Source organism: Caballeronia ptereochthonis (genome assembly GCF_001545075.1).
Classification (GTDB): Bacteria; Pseudomonadota; Gammaproteobacteria; order Burkholderiales; family Burkholderiaceae; genus Caballeronia; species Caballeronia ptereochthonis.
Genome location: NZ_FCOB02000004.1, coordinates 1 through 14,156 on the forward strand (window position 1 = coordinate 1; position 14,156 = coordinate 14,156).

A 14,156-nucleotide genomic window follows, 5' to 3' on the forward strand; every position below is an offset into this window, starting at 1 on the left:
CCTATTCAGACAGCATTTCGTTATCCGGGACCGCACGAACAATTAATGTAACGAACTTATAACTCACCACACTAGCGAACACTCCAGCGGCAAGCGCGAGCGCCGCGGTGACATCACCACGACCAGCAACAGCCATGTCCGGCGGGACATCATCGAAGCAGCGTGGACCTATCGTCATGCCGCACGAAAGACCGCGATCTTGCAGCGGCGCGCAGAGCGTACGGAGACGTTCTTTAAAGTGCCAGCAACGCGGATTGCGCCGCAGTTCACGTTCGAGGTCGTTAGTGCGGCGCTGATCCTGCCTCGTTTGCTGTGGACTTGCACGGCCTTTTCGGACTCGGGCAACGCCTGCGAAGATACACCACGCTCGCGGCACCATGCATTGCGCGCGGTCTCGTCCATCGCTGCCGTGTTCAAGACCGCCCCGAAACGGACAGCGCATCACTGTTCCAGCGCTCAAGCGTTTCCACACCCACACCGATCTCCCGCGCAACCCTCCTCCACTGATGCGCTCTCGGGCGGCAGCAGCCGTGCCACCGCTCTGTCAGACGCGCGCGGCAGCTCCGCCGCAACAGTTGGTGCAGGAAAGCGGTCCGAACGCGTCCGGCAAATAACGCCGTCCCCCGTCAGGGTGTGGCGCTCGTCGAACGATCCTGAAGATGCAACCGTCAGGCGCTCTTTTTCGCAGCGGCCGGAAACGGCAAGCTGTGGAGCCGTTTGCCGGTGGCCGCGAAAATTGCATTCGCGACGGCCGGCCCGATCGGCGCGACACCCGGTTCGCCGACCCCGGTCGGCGCTTCGCCAGACGGTACGATATGTACGTCGACCTTCGGCATTTCGGCAATCCTTAGCACCTGATAGACGTCGAAGTTGTTCTGCTCGACCTTGCCGTCCTTTAGCGTGATTGCGCTGTGCAACGCCGCGCCGAGGCCGAAACCAATTCCGCCTTCCATCTGGGCCGCGATGATGTCGGGATTAATCGGCGTGCCGCAATCGACGGCGCAGACGACGCGATCCACTTTCACGTTGCCGTCCTTGTCGACGGAAACTTCCGCGACTTGGGCCACGAAGGTCTTGAACGCCTCGGCGACCGCAATTCCGCGCCCGCGGCCTTTCGGCAGCGGCTTGGCGGGATCCCATCCCGCTTTCTCCGCGGCGAGTTCGAGCACGGCGCGCATGCGCGGTTCGTGGGCGAGCAGGTCGCGGCGGAAGATGAACGGGTCCTTGCCCGCGGCGTGCGCGGCTTCGTCGATGAATGCCTCGACCGCAAACGCCGTGTGCGAACTGCCGACAACCCGCCACCACAGCACCGGGACGCCCGTCTGCGTGGTCGTCAACTCGACCGAAACGTTCGGAATCGCGTAGGCAAGGTTCGCGGCACCCTCGACGGACGTCGAGTCGATCCCGTTCTTGACCATGACCTTCGCGAACGGCGTGCCGGCGAGGATCGACTGACCGACGATCCGATGGCGCCAGCCGACGAGCTTGCCGTCGGTCGTCAGTCCGGCATCGAGTTTGTGTAAGTACATCGGGCGGTAGAGGCCGCCATGGATGTCATCCTCGCGGGTCCACTGAAGCTTGACCGGCGTGCCGTTCGCGCCGAGCGCTTTCGCGATCGACACGGCCTCCACGATATAGTCCGACCGGGTATTCGCGCGTCTGCCGAAGCTTCCACCCGCATACAGCGTGTGAATCGTTACCTGCTGTGGTTCGAGCCCCGCGGTGCGTGCGGCGTTGGCCTGGTCGACCGTCTGGAACTGATCGCCTGCCCAGATTTCGCAACTGTCTGCGGTGAGCTTGACAACCGCGTCGAGCGGTTCCATCGGCGCGTGGGCGAGATACGGGAACGCATAGGTGGCGGAGATTTTTTTCGCCGCGCCCGAGAGCGCCCCCGTTGCGTCACCGTCCTCTCGGGCGGATACGCCGGGCTGCTCGGCAAGCCGCCTGTATTCAGCCATGATGGCGTCGGAGCTACGTTTTTCGGCCTGGGAATCGTCCCATTCGACCTTCAGCGCGTCGCGACCCCGCTTCGCTGCCCAGAAGCCATTCGCGACCACCGCGACGCCGCCTGGCACATGCACGACCGACACGACGCCAGGCACCGCTTTCGAGGCCGACGCATCGAACGACCGGACCGTCGCGCCGAAGAGCGGCGGACGCTGCAGTAGCGCGACCAGCATGCCGGGAAATGTCACGTCGAGCGTGAACTGCGCGGTGCCGTCTGTTTTCGGTGGCACGTCGACGCGCGGCAACTGATGGCCGATCAAACGAAAATCGTTTGGCGACTTGAGCGTGACCTTGTCCGGTACCGGCAGCCGGGCTGCGGCCGACGCAAGCGAGCCGTAGGTCGCGGTCCGGTTCGTGGCCAGGTGGTGGACGCTGCCGTCGCGCGTCGTCAACTCCGCGGAAGGCACCTGCCACTGCGCCGCCGCGGCGGAGATCAGCATCGCGCGTGCTTTCGCTCCGGCTTCGCGCAATTGCATCCACGAGTTGGCCATTGCCGAGCTGCCGCCCGTGCCCTGGATCGTGCCGAAGGCGAGATTCGCGTAGCGCCTCGCGTCGGCTGGCGCGCTTTCGACGCGCACGTCCTGCCAGTTCACATCCAGCTCTTCGGCCACGATCGTCGCGATGCCAGTGTACGCACCTTGGCCCATCTCGACGTGCTTGGCGATGATCGTGACGCTGTTGTCGGGCGCAAGACGCACGAATGCATTGGGCGCGAACGTCGCCTCGGGCATAGTGGCAGCGAGCCCGCGACGCCCCGTGCCCGCCCACTCGAAACCGACGGTGAGGCTAACTGCCGCAAGGGCGCCGGCCGCTTTCAGGAAGGTGCGGCGGGACGGGCGTACAGCATTGGCGAGATCGACATCGGTCGTCATGGTCAGGCCTTCAGGGTGGCAGCGGCTTCATGGATGGCTGCGCGAATACGGACATAGGTCGCACAGCGGCAGAGATTGCCGTTCATCGCGGAGTCGATGTCGGCGTCGGTCGGGGTGGGATTCTGTTCGAGCAAGGCCGTCGCGGACATGATCTGTCCGGACTGACAGTAGCCGCACTGCGGAACCTGCAGTTTGACCCATGCGGCCTGAATGGCTTTGGCGGCCCGGCTTTGGATGCCTTCGATGGTCGTGACGCGCTTGCCCGCGACGGCGCCGAGCGGCAGCACGCACGAGCGGGTGGCTGCACTTTCCAAGTGAACCGTGCAGGCGCCGCATTGTGCCATGCCGCAGCCGAACTTCGTCCCGTGCAGGCCTGCGTTTTCGCGGATCGCCCACAGGAGCGGCGTAGTGGGATCGGCATCGAGCGTAACGTTCTTTCCGTTAAGAACAAACGATGTAGACATGGAATTCTCTCCGTGGGGAAAGCCCGAACCGTGCGCCGGGTTTAGACGGCAGTGTGACCGAGCGCCTGCCGTTGCGCTTACACGATCCTGCAAATATCTTGAACAATGCTGCAAATCCAGTAGGCCTCGTTCTACCGATACTCGGCAAAGCCGATCTCGGCTGCGGCGCGACGAGCCCCAAGTTCGTGTCTGCGGCGCAAGGCCCCAGGCGGGTGGTGGCCGTGGCGCAGGCTTGTGACTACGTTCATCTGCGTTGCCCGTTGACGTCCGTCAATCCTCCGATGAAGTCGCAGGTTACCCGGGCGTCGTCCGAAGCGCCTTATCTGTGCGCGAAGTTGAGGGTTGATCCACAGCGCATCGTCGAACCAGCGACGCTACTGCCTCTATCGGAACCAGGCGCCGTGTCCGTGGGGGAAGGTATTGTCTGGGCTCGCGGTCGGCGCCAGTTTTCGATGCAGCGCTACAGCTCTTGCGATTGCTCGATACTCCGGGCAACATCCCTGTTCTCGCGCCGCTTATCGAGGCTGCGTCGATCGTTACGTTGTTCGCGTGATCCTGCTGCTTTTCGTGCCACCCACACTGATGACTACGCCGCACCTCAGCTATGGCTTTGGGCAGGCGACTGCGCGGCGGCACGTACTCTGCAACGTCGTCGCACGGCTGTTCTGGGCAAACCGCCAGTGGCGTTCTTTCAGGACCTGCGTATCGAGCGCGCGCAATCGCTACTGCATGGTAGCGGCCTGGCCCTCGAAGCTATCGCGGCCGAGGTTGGGTACAACGACGGCGGAACACTGCGGACACTGTTGCGCGAGCGTCTAGGTCGCGGTGTTCGTGACCTTCGCGCCGACTTGAAATGAGCCGCATGGCGGATGATGCGCTGGGTCCGCTCCTTTGGGTCCATGTGCCCGTTACCCACCGCCGCCGTTCGTGCCGGCTATTCGAAGGTCTGCCAGTGATTCGGTCGATGCTTGCCCGGCGGATCGCGCACTCGCTCATCGTTTCGGTCGATCTAGCATGAAAACTTTGTTATAGAAACGTTTTTATTTTTGCCCCGCGAGGAGACGATCGTGCTTGCGGGGAGTGCGCGCCCCCGCGGGCTCATCCCTAGATCACACCGCCTTGACGCAGTGCGGCGATATCGGCGTCGCTCATGCCGAGCCATTCATCGAGCACGCTCGCGCTGTCTTCGCCCAAAAGCGGCGCGGATTTGCGGATGCTCGCGGGCGTCGCGGACAGACGGATGGGCAAGCCTTGCATCGTCACATCGCCGGCTTTCGGATGACGCACCGTGGTGATATGCCCAGCCTCTCGCATATAGGGACTCGCGACCACATCCGCCACGGTCGCGACCTTCGAGCACGACACTTCGACCGCGCGCAGCTTCGCGACGACTTCATCGGCATCGTGTTGCAGCACCCATTCGGCGACCTCCGCCTCGACTTCCGCGATATGGCTCATGCGCGATGCATGTGTGGCATAGCGCGGATCGTCCAGCAGTTCGGGACGCTGCATCGCGCGCGCGAGACGCGGGAAATGCGCGTCGTTGCCCGCGATCAGATAGACCCAGTGGCCGTCGCGCGATTTGAACGTCTGCGCAGGCGACGAATAGCGGTCGCGGCTGCCGACGCGCGTCATCGTGCGGCCGAGCATCGCCTGCTCGCAGACGGCCGTGAGCAGCAGCGACACGCCGCAGCCCATCAGACTGACATCGATCATCTGCCCTTCGCCGGTCTTGTCGCGATGCGACAGCGCCGACAGCACGCCGATGGTCGCGTACAGCGCCGTCGTGTAATCGACCGCGAAGGTGCCGGCCACCGTCGGCGGTCCATCGGGCTGGCCCGTCAGATCCATCAGGCCGGTCGAGGCCTGCGCGATGGCATCGAAACACGGTTCGGACGCCATCGAACCCGTCTGGCCGTAGCCCGAGATGCGCGCCATGATAAGGCGCGGGTTCAGCGCGTGCAGCGTGTCCCAGTCACAGCCCATCTTTTCCATCGTGCCGGGGCGAAAATTTTCGATCACCACGTCCGCTTTCGCGATCAGTTCGCGCAACAGCGTCTGCGCGCGCGGCTCGCGAAAGTTCAGCGTGATGCTGCGTTTGTTGCGGTTGAACACCATAAAGTAAAGGCTTTCGTCCTCCACTTTCGGCGCGAGCGCGCGTGTGTCGTCGCCGCTGTTGACGCGCTCGACCTTGGTCACGTCCGCGCCGAGATCGGCGAGCTGCATCGCGCAATGCGGGCCGGCGATGAAGCGCGACAGATCCAGCACCTTCAGGCCGCTGAGCGGTCCTTCGTTTTCCGTCTTCATGAGCCAAGTCTCCTTCAGGCACGCAGCAAGACGCGATGCGGATCGATCACCCAGCGAATCAGGCGCAGTTCATCGGCGCCCGGCAGTCCGGTTTCGGGAATCGATGCAGGCACCAGCGGCTTGAACGACATGTTGTCCAGCACTTCTTCGAGCGTCACGCCAGGATGCAGCGATGCGATGCGCATCTGCCGCGACACGGCATCGAAATCGAACACGGCCTTGTCCGTCACCACGCGATGCGGCCCGCCGCCCGGCAAGCCGAGATCCTCGCGCGTGCGCCCGCGGCTGACGTGCCCGACGCTCGTGATGAAATCGACTTCTTCGACGAACGTGCGCTTATCCAGATCGACCACGACGATAGGCCGCGCCACGAACGCGAAGTGCTCCGGCTGCGCGAGACAGCCAACGAGCCGCACTTTCGGATCGCGATAATCGCCGATGGCGGTGATATTCAGGTTGCCATGCATGTCGATTTGCGCGGCGGAGTCGAAGCACACATCGAAGGCAAGCCGCGCGAGCATGTCGCACTTGATGCCGGTGTCCGACGGAGACGCCGCCGCCGGCCACTTCGTGAAGGTGTCCTGGCGGATATCGGTCGGCACGTTGCCGAGATCGGGTTCGAGCAGATTGCCCCAGTACACGGCGGCGGACGGCGCATGCATGAGCTGCGCGAGGCGCACCGCCGTCAACGGAATGCCGACCGCGAGCGTGAACGCGCGTCCATTCGTGCCGACGCCAACGAACACGAGGTCGCCGTCGCGCACCTGCCGCGCGACGACGCTCGTCAGCAGTTCGTTACCCGTGAAGTTTTCGATGGTCTCTGTGGTCATGAGGTCTCCTCAGGCCGCGACATCGAACGCGCGTAATGCGTCGATACCGCCCACTTTCTGCAAATACGCTTCGTGCGATGCCACATGGCGCGCGAATTCGTCCAGATACGCCGATGCGCCTTCGCGCGTGCGGCACTTCGCGAGGTAATCGGCGAGATGCACTTCGTCCTCGTCGTAATGGCCGTCGCAGGCCGCCGGATGCGCGCCGTAAGGCGTTTCCACGATCGCCTCGACCCAGTTGCCCGGGATGTACGTGAGCGTCGGACGGCGCTTGATTTCCTCGTGTGAAACGATCTTTTCCACCGTGACGATGAGCCGCTTCGCCGAGCTGCCGATCATCTGGTCGATGTCGTCGCTGTCGCGCACGATGGGCCATTGCACGTTGCCGTAGCGATCGCCCACGTAGCCGTGGATGATCGTGAAGTCGGACTTCGCCGCCGCGATCGCATGCAAGGGCTTGCCGGAGAACGGACACGTGAACTCGCGAATCTGCTCCGGGTTGTGGCGCGCGACGTCGGAGCCGAGCAGCGTGCGGATCGGATGAAACTCCACGCCCGCCGATGCCGCCCGGAAGCGCGCGACCATCGCCGTTTCCGAGAAGTCGCGCACTTCGATTTCGCCCGCCTCCACCGCGCGGCGGAAGTTCGGCGCGAGGCCGTGGCTGAACATGCCCGCATAGATCCCTTCCCAGCGGCGCACCGCGCCCGCTGCCGCGAGCATGTCGGTGGCGGTAGTCGTCGCCCACGTCAGCAAGGTCAGATCCCTGATGCCGCGGCGAATCAGCGCACGCACGGCCGCGTTGGGCTGACGCCTGAGCAGGCTGCCGCCGAGCGCCAGCGTGCAGCCCGATTCGATCGGCGCGAGCGCGGTGTCGAGACCGACCAGCTTGTCCTTCATGATTGAGATGTCCTCCTGGATGGGCGCGTTTTCGCAGCGGCGCGGGTGGTTTTAGTGGTGGATGTCGATGCAGGCGGCGGCGCCGTGGTGCCGCGCACGATGAGCGAGGTGTCGAGCGTCACGGTGCGCGGTCCGTCGCCGCGCTCGCCTTCAATGCGGCGCATCAGCAGACGCGCGGCGTTCGCGCCGATATCGCGTTTCGAGTACTGCACGGTCGTGAGCCGCACGAGCGGATGATTCGAGAGAAAGATATCGTCGAAGCCGATGACCGATACATCGCGCGGCACGTCGAGGTTCATCTCCTTGAGCGCGCCCAAAGCGCCGAATGCCATCAGATCGTTGGCCGCGATGATGGCGGTTGGCACGGCATCCCGCGCCCATAGCTCGCGCACGGCGATGCTGCCCGACTCCATCGAATAATCGCCTTGCACGACGAGCGCCGGATCGATGGCGAGCCTGTGCGCGCGCACGGCCTTCATGTACGCCGTGTAGCGCTCATCCGCCGATGGCGACGACGCCGCGCCTTTGACAAACGCGATGCGCCTGTGCCCGAGTTGCGCGAGATACTGCACCGCCGCCCGAATGCCGCCCGCTCCGTCGATGCCGACCTGATCGGCCTTCAGCGCTTCGCATGCGCGATTGACCGTGACCACGGGGACATCGGTGAGATTGAGCAGGCGCGCTTCGTCCTCGCTGAACGTTTGCGACACGAGAATCAGGCCTTCCACGTGTTGATCCAGCAGGGAACTGGCGTACGCCATCTTGCGATCGGCATCGAACTGGGTGTTGCAGAGGATGAGATTGTTGCGCTTGGCCCAGAGCACTTCTTCCACGCCGCGCACGATCTCCGCGACATACGGATTCGAAATGTCGCCGATGATCAGCCCCACGGACCAGCTTCGCCCGGTACGCAGACTCTGCGCCGCCCGCGATGCGCGATAACCGAGTTCCGCCACCTTCTGCAGCACGAGCTGGCGCGTCTGCTCCTTCACGTAAGGCTTGTTCGCCAGCACGTTCGACACGGTCGCAGGCGACACGCCGCATGCGGCGGCGACATCGAGAATGGTGGGACGGTCGGCGGGTTCGAGCGCTTCGGCCACGACGGTCATCTGCTTCGACATCAGGGATACACCCAAGAAGAAAGAGCTTGCGCTGGAATAAAAACGTTTCAATAATTCTGAACCATCGACGTATCGAACGCAACAGGGTTCGTCCGAATTCGATCGAATCGCTTTTGAGTCTGCATTCCAAGGCTCCATTCGGCGCTCGATGCACCGTGGGTACTCGCGCTGCATCGAGGCCACCCATCCGAAAACGATCTCCACGCGGCCAAAAACACCCCGGTTCTTAAAACGTTTTAAGTGTTGCCGCGGGTACTGACCGTCATTCAACCCACACAGGAGACACCATGTCCAGCGATACCAGGACGCCGCGACTCAGCCGGCGCACCGTGCTGAAACTCGGCGCGGCCAGCGTGCTCGGCAGTCAGTTGATGCTCACCGCAGCGGGACCGGCACGTGCGGGGTCGGGCGACAAGCTGACCATCGGCGCGATCATCTACGCACGCGATTCGCAGTTCTGGCAACAGATCGAGCGCGGCATGCGCGATGCCGCCAAGGCCAACAACGCGGAACTGCTCGTCGGCATGAACCGCCGCCAGTTGCCGGTGGAAAGCCAGCTCGTCGACGACTACATGACGCGCAATGTCGATGCGCTCATCATCCCGCCGCTGGACAAGCAAGGCACCGTGGCCGCCGCAAGGCGCGCGAAGGCCAAGGGCATCATGGTCGTCGAGTACGACACGCAACTCGCGGACAAGTCAATCGCGAGCCATTCCATCGGCGTGGACAGCTTCGAACTCGCGTCGACGGTCGGCAAGGAGATGCATGAGTACATCGAAAAGCAACTCAAGGGCACGGCCTCCATCGGCCTGATCTCGCTGCCGCCGATGAACGCCAACAGCGCCCCGCGCCGCGACGGCATGATGAAGGCGCTCTCCGACGTGAAGCTCAAGCTGATCGCCGAAGTGTCCGGCAGCACGCCGGAGCAAGGCGCGAACGGGCTGGAAAACATTCTTCAGCGCGATCCGCATACGCAGATCGTGTGGGCGTCTAACGCCGGCACCGTGGCGGGCGCGGCGGTGGCTGCATCGCGTTCGAAGGCGGAGGCGCGGCTGTATGGCATCGACATGAGTCAGGAACTCGCCAACATGCTGCTCGACCCGAAAAGCAATCTCGCCGCGGTCGCGGATCAGCAGCCGTATCGCCTGGGTTATCTCGCGGTGGAAACGGCGGTGAAGGCCAGACGCGGCTCGAACGAACAACGCTATGTGATAGTGCCGCCCAAGCTCTATACGAAGGAAAACCCGCAGGACGTGAAGCAGTATCTCGAACTCGTGAAATCGCTGTCGTAACCTTTCTTCCATCGAAATGAACGCACCGGCAAGCAAGCTCAAAACACTCGACGAAGCCGTCGCGCTCGTGCGCGACGGCGCGCGGCTCGCGCTCGGCGGATTCGCCGTCTATCAGAAGCCGATGGCCTTCGTGCGCGCGCTCGCCCGCGCGCGGCGCAAAGACCTGACCATCGTCGGCACGGCCAATAGCTACGACATCGATCTGCTCGCGGGCGCGGGCTGCCTGAAGACGGTCGAGACGTCGTATGTCGGGCTCGAGAAATTCGGCCTCGCGCGCAACTTCCGGCGGCAAGCGGAAAGCGGCGCGCTCAAGGTGGTCGATTACCCGGAAATGGGAAGCTGGGACCGCTTCCGCGCGAGTCAGGAAGGACTCGCGTTCTGGCCCGTCAGTTTTCTCGGCGGCAATGACGTGCTGACGCATAACCCCGCTATCAAGTCGTTCGCGTGCCCCATCACCGGCCGGCCGATGCAGGCGCTGCCCGCCGCCGAACCGGATGTCGTCGTGATCCACGCCGTCGCCGCCGATGAACAAGGCAACGTGATCTTCCCCGCGCATCGGCTGCTGCCCCAGAACGGTGACGTGCTGCTCGCGCGCTCGTGCGAGACCGTCATCGTCACGGTGGAGAAGATCGTGTCGAAGGCGTTCATCCGCAAGCATGCGCGGTTGAACGAGGTGCCGTCGTACCGCACGACGGCCGTGGTCGAGGTGCCGTGGGGCGCCCATCCCACACCGGTGCTGTCACGCTATCTCGCCGATGAACAGCACATGAGCGAATACGTCGAGGCATCGACAACACCCGAAGCGTTCGATGCCTACCTGCAACGCTACGTCTTCGAGCCGCGCGATCAGCACGATTATCTGGAGCGCGTCGGCGCGGCCCGCCTTGCGCATCTCTTCGATCTCGAGTCCCTGCTATGAACCCGCCCGCCACCCTTCACGAGACGCTCGCCGTCGTTCTGGCCCGCACCTTCGTCGATGGCGAAGTGGGCTTCACCGGCTTGCTGACCGGCGCCGCCGCGGCCGCGTACGGCACGTCGATTCCGCTCGCCGCGATGGAACTCGCGCGCCGCACGCACGCGCCGAATCTCACCATTCTGCTCGCGGGCTGCTATCACAATCCCGTGCTCGACGATCTCGAGCGCCTGCCCGATTCCGAACACGACGCCCTGCTGCGCGATCTGCCCTGCGAAGCGCAGATGACCAACTATCCCGGTCCGTGGGTGCTGAAACGCGGCGACGTGCGCTTCGGCTTCAGCAGCGCGGTGCAGGTGGATCGCGTGGGGAATATCAACAGCGTGTGCATCGGCGATCATGACAAGCCGAAGGTGCGCCTCGTCGGCCCGATCCTGCAGCCCGAGCACATGACGCTCTTCGGCCGCGAATATGTGATGATGCCGCACCACGACCGGCGCAATTTCGTCGAGAACGTGGACTACGTGTCGGGCGTGGGTTATCCCGGTGGGCTGGCGGGACGGCGCGAACTCGGCCTGATGTCGAGCGGTCCGTGCATGGTCGTCACGCCGAAATGCATCTTCGATTTCGATCGCCAGGCGGGACGCATGAAGGTCGCGTCGATTCACGCGGGCGTGAGCGAGGACGCGTTGCGCAAAGCGACCGGCTTCGATCTCGGCGATCTGGGCGGGGTGCCGCGCACGCAGGCGCCGAGCGACGAAGAGCTGAGCATCCTGCGTAGCCAAGTGGACCCCCGCAATATTCTTGGTTTGCGCGAATGATGCGCCTTCGACGCGATGCCGCCGTCAGTTGCGCGGCGGCATCGCGCTCAGTGTTTCGATGACGTCGGGAAGTTCGGCAAAGCTTTTGAGCACCGCATCCGATCCATGCGCAAGGCTCGCGTGAGGATCGCCGTAACCGTAGCTCGCCCACGCGAAATACGCGCCGATGTTGCGCGCAAAGCCGCGATCCGCCGCCGTATCGCCGACCATGACCGTATCGGTCGGCGCGATGCCCGAAAACACGGGCGCAATCAGCCGCGTGTAAGACGCGGGATCGGGCTTCTTGGGCACGCCTTGCGGATCGCACACAGCGAGATCGATGAACGGCGCAAGCCCGTAATGCGCCAGCGCCATGTCCACCGACGCAGGCGCCTTGTTGCTCGCGATCACGAGCGTCCTGCCGCTCGCCTTCAGCCGCTCCAACGCTTTCCGCACACCGGGAAACAGATGGCTGTGCGCCAGCCCATGTTCCCGATACAGCGCGCGATATGTCGCCGCCCATTGCTCGTTATCGCGCTCGTACGGCGTGTTCGCGTTGAGGATGGCCATCGCTTCGGCCATCACCACGCCCGTTTCGATGACTGCCTCGCGCCGCTCCACACCTGGGCGCGGCACGCCGTAATGATCGAAGGTCGCATCGATGCAGAACGCGATGGCATCGTGCGTGCCGCATAGCGTGCCGTCGAAATCGAGGATGCAGAGGCGGATCATTTGAGTTTTTTCTTGACGGGAACCGGCCCCGTCGAACCACGCACGACGAGTTTCATCGGAAAGAGTACTTGTTTGGCTTTCTTGCGCTTCTTGCGGATGCGGTCCATCAGCAGCGTGGCGGCCGCCGTGCCCATGTCGCGCCGCTGCAAGGCGATGGTCGTTAAATTGATCGGCGCATATGAAGCCAGTTCGATATCGTCCAAACCGATCAGCGAAAGATCGCCGGGAATGGACACGCCCGCTTCCGATGCCGCGTTCATCACGCCGATGGCGCTCATGTCGTTGGCCGCGAGAATGGCGGTGGGACGCTTGTCCATCGACAAGAATTCGCGGCCCGCGCGATAGCCGCCATCGACTTGATAATTGCCCTGGATGACGAGCGTGGGATCGTCGTCGAGCTTCAGGCGTTCGACCGCGAGGCGATACGCTTCGAGACGTTCATCCGCCGTGGTGGATTCCGTCGGCCCGCGAATGAAGCCGATACGCTTGTGGCCGAAGCTCACCAGATGTTCGATGGCCGCCGTAATGCCTTCGTGATTGTCCGCGCCCACGTAATCATCCACGTGCTGACGCGAACGCCGCTGCAACAGCACGAACGGCGTGCCCGAGTTGAGCAGTTCGCGCACCAGTGGCGGGTCGCAGTATTGCGACAGCAGCACGAGCCCGTCCACGCGGCGATCCAGCAGCACGCGCATATGCGCGATCTGCTTGTCGAGCAATCCGTCGGTATTGCAGACGAGCAGGCTGCACGATTCACGATCCGCCAGGTCTTCCACGCCGCGCAGAAAATCCGGCGACGATGGATTGGACACGTCCGCGAGCAGCACGCCCAGCGTGAAGGTGCGCTGCATTCTCAGCGAACGCGCCACGAACGATACGCGATAACCCAGCCGATCCGCCGCTTCCTGCACCTTCTTGCGCGTGGACTCCTTGACGTTGTCCTTGCCCGACAACGCATTGGACACGGTGGAAAGTGCGACGCCCGCCTCTCGTGCGACGTCGTGAATGGAGACTTTCGCTTTGACTGTTGCGGCTTTTTTGACCATTGCATCTTCCATGGTGGCCGACCGGTCCGCCGCTTCTGCGCCGATGGAAACCGGTTCCTCGTGTCCGGCATTATTGCATTTTTAATCGCGTGGAAAAAACGTTTTCATTGCAGTGCGTCAACGGCTTGCGCTTACAGCTTCGTTGCGAACCGGCGCGTGAGGGAAAACAGTCTGCGTGCGCCGATTCCTCGCAGGTAGGCATCGTGGTCCGATGCGGTTTCGTCGCACCATTGGGCATCCCGCGCATATCGCTTGTCGCACGATGCGGGATGCGCGCCATAAGGCGCTTCCGTCACGCACGCCACTTCATCCGCACGCAGCAGCATGCGGCGCGCACACTGCGCGATGGTCTCCTCGCTCACGATCTGTTCCACAGATACGATCACCCGTTTCGCCGCACGCGCAAGCGTCGCATCGAACGCGGGTTGCGCTTCGCAGTCCGCATCCATCACGACATTGCCGAAGCGATCGGCCATGTGCGCGTGAATGATCGCAACATCGGGCCGCAACGCGGACGCAACCAGCACCGTGCCGCCAGTGAACGGATCGTCGACGGCTTCGGTCGTGTGGTCGCGGACCAAGTCGGCGGAGGATGCGAGCGGCATGAACGCGAGGCCCATCGACGCCGCCTGAAGGCGGGCTTGCAGCAAACGCTTATCGCCATCGACATATGAAGCGGCGAGCAAGTCGAGATTCATCGCACGATCAAGATGCACGATGCGCAAGTCCCGCTTTTGCTGACGCGCGAGCTCGCGCACCAGCGCCATCGGCACTCGCCGGTTCGCGCGTCCGCCGATGGCGAGCGTTGCACCGTCATCGATCATGGCGACCGCGTCCTTCAGCGTGCGCAGCTTGTTTTGTCGTTCCATGTTGTG

At 63.5% G+C, this 14,156-nt stretch carries 13 protein-coding genes and 2 pseudogenes; 5 read left to right on the forward strand and 10 right to left on the reverse strand.

The annotated features are described in order from the left end of the window. Positions 1 to 73: 73 nt before the first annotated feature. Positions 74 to 223 (forward strand): annotated as a pseudogene (locus AWB83_RS37820) (transposase); the annotation flags it as partial. Between the two features lie 24 nt (positions 224 to 247). Here the strand turns inward: AWB83_RS37820 and AWB83_RS37075 are convergent. From AWB83_RS37075 to AWB83_RS05055, 3 genes and pseudogenes are all read right to left on the reverse strand, one after another. Then, positions 248 to 561 (reverse strand): annotated as a pseudogene (locus AWB83_RS37075) (IS3-like element ISAzo10 family transposase); the annotation flags it as partial. A 107-nt stretch (positions 562 to 668) separates the two neighbouring features. Further along, positions 669 to 2,879, reverse strand: a complete 2,211-nt coding sequence (locus AWB83_RS05050) for a xanthine dehydrogenase family protein molybdopterin-binding subunit (RefSeq protein ID WP_087043174.1) — start codon at positions 2,877 to 2,879, stop codon at positions 669 to 671. Between the two features lie 2 nt (positions 2,880 to 2,881). Beyond that, positions 2,882 to 3,343: a (2Fe-2S)-binding protein gene (locus AWB83_RS05055; protein ID WP_087043175.1), complete on the reverse strand. Its 462-nt coding sequence runs from the start codon at positions 3,341 to 3,343 to the stop codon at positions 2,882 to 2,884. A gap of 53 nt (positions 3,344 to 3,396) precedes the next feature. On the opposite strand from AWB83_RS05055, the gene AWB83_RS37825 reads away from it, so the two are divergent. Further along, entirely contained in the window at positions 3,397 to 4,200 is an 804-nt protein-coding gene (locus tag AWB83_RS37825) for a helix-turn-helix domain-containing protein (RefSeq protein ID WP_244197586.1), read from the forward strand. Between the two features lie 247 nt (positions 4,201 to 4,447). Here AWB83_RS37825 and AWB83_RS05070 read toward each other — a convergent pair whose 3' ends face one another. Genes AWB83_RS05070 through AWB83_RS05085 form a run of 4 tightly spaced genes read right to left on the reverse strand, consistent with a single transcriptional unit; the run spans position 4,448 to position 8,498 of the window. Continuing rightward, positions 4,448 to 5,650, reverse strand: coding sequence for a CaiB/BaiF CoA transferase family protein (locus tag AWB83_RS05070; protein ID WP_087043176.1), 1,203 nt, complete (start codon positions 5,648 to 5,650; stop codon positions 4,448 to 4,450). 14 nt (positions 5,651 to 5,664) lie between these two features. Continuing rightward, positions 5,665 to 6,480: a CoA-transferase subunit beta gene (locus tag AWB83_RS05075; RefSeq protein WP_087043177.1), complete on the reverse strand. Its 816-nt coding sequence runs from the start codon at positions 6,478 to 6,480 to the stop codon at positions 5,665 to 5,667. 9 nt (positions 6,481 to 6,489) lie between these two features. Next, positions 6,490 to 7,377: a CoA transferase subunit A gene (locus tag AWB83_RS05080; protein ID WP_087043178.1), complete on the reverse strand. Its 888-nt coding sequence runs from the start codon at positions 7,375 to 7,377 to the stop codon at positions 6,490 to 6,492. Then, positions 7,374 to 8,498, reverse strand: coding sequence for a LacI family DNA-binding transcriptional regulator (locus AWB83_RS05085; RefSeq protein WP_059936204.1), 1,125 nt, complete (start codon positions 8,496 to 8,498; stop codon positions 7,374 to 7,376). Before AWB83_RS05085 ends, AWB83_RS05080 begins: the two co-directional genes overlap by 4 nt. A 287-nt stretch (positions 8,499 to 8,785) precedes the next feature. Between AWB83_RS05085 and AWB83_RS05090 the strand changes: the two genes are divergently transcribed. The 3 genes from AWB83_RS05090 to AWB83_RS05100 are packed head-to-tail and all read left to right on the forward strand — an operon-like array spanning position 8,786 to position 11,524. Then, complete coding sequence (locus AWB83_RS05090) at positions 8,786 to 9,790, forward strand: sugar ABC transporter substrate-binding protein (RefSeq protein WP_087043180.1); 1,005 nt, start codon at positions 8,786 to 8,788, stop codon at positions 9,788 to 9,790. 16 nt (positions 9,791 to 9,806) lie between these two features. Continuing rightward, a complete protein-coding gene (locus AWB83_RS05095) occupies positions 9,807 to 10,709 on the forward strand; it encodes a CoA transferase subunit A (RefSeq protein ID WP_087043181.1) in 903 nt (300 codons plus the stop codon). Further along, positions 10,706 to 11,524: a CoA-transferase gene (locus AWB83_RS05100; protein ID WP_087043182.1), complete on the forward strand. Its 819-nt coding sequence runs from the start codon at positions 10,706 to 10,708 to the stop codon at positions 11,522 to 11,524. The genes AWB83_RS05095 and AWB83_RS05100 overlap by 4 nt, the downstream gene beginning before the upstream one ends. A gap of 24 nt (positions 11,525 to 11,548) precedes the next feature. Here the strand turns inward: AWB83_RS05100 and AWB83_RS05105 are convergent, their stop codons facing one another. The 3 genes from AWB83_RS05105 to AWB83_RS05115 all read right to left on the reverse strand — a co-directional run bounded on the left by AWB83_RS05105 (position 11,549) and on the right by AWB83_RS05115 (position 14,150). Next, positions 11,549 to 12,235 carry an HAD family hydrolase gene (locus AWB83_RS05105; RefSeq protein WP_059936218.1) on the reverse strand — a complete coding sequence of 229 codons (687 nt, stop codon included), beginning with the start codon at positions 12,233 to 12,235 and terminating at the stop codon, positions 11,549 to 11,551. Next, positions 12,232 to 13,281: a LacI family DNA-binding transcriptional regulator gene (locus AWB83_RS05110; RefSeq protein ID WP_159463012.1), complete on the reverse strand. Its 1,050-nt coding sequence runs from the start codon at positions 13,279 to 13,281 to the stop codon at positions 12,232 to 12,234. The genes AWB83_RS05105 and AWB83_RS05110 overlap by 4 nt, the downstream gene beginning before the upstream one ends. A 131-nt stretch (positions 13,282 to 13,412) precedes the next feature. After that, positions 13,413 to 14,150, reverse strand: a complete 738-nt coding sequence (locus tag AWB83_RS05115) for a CoA transferase subunit A (RefSeq protein ID WP_059936223.1) — start codon at positions 14,148 to 14,150, stop codon at positions 13,413 to 13,415. Positions 14,151 to 14,156: the final 6 nt, after the last annotated feature.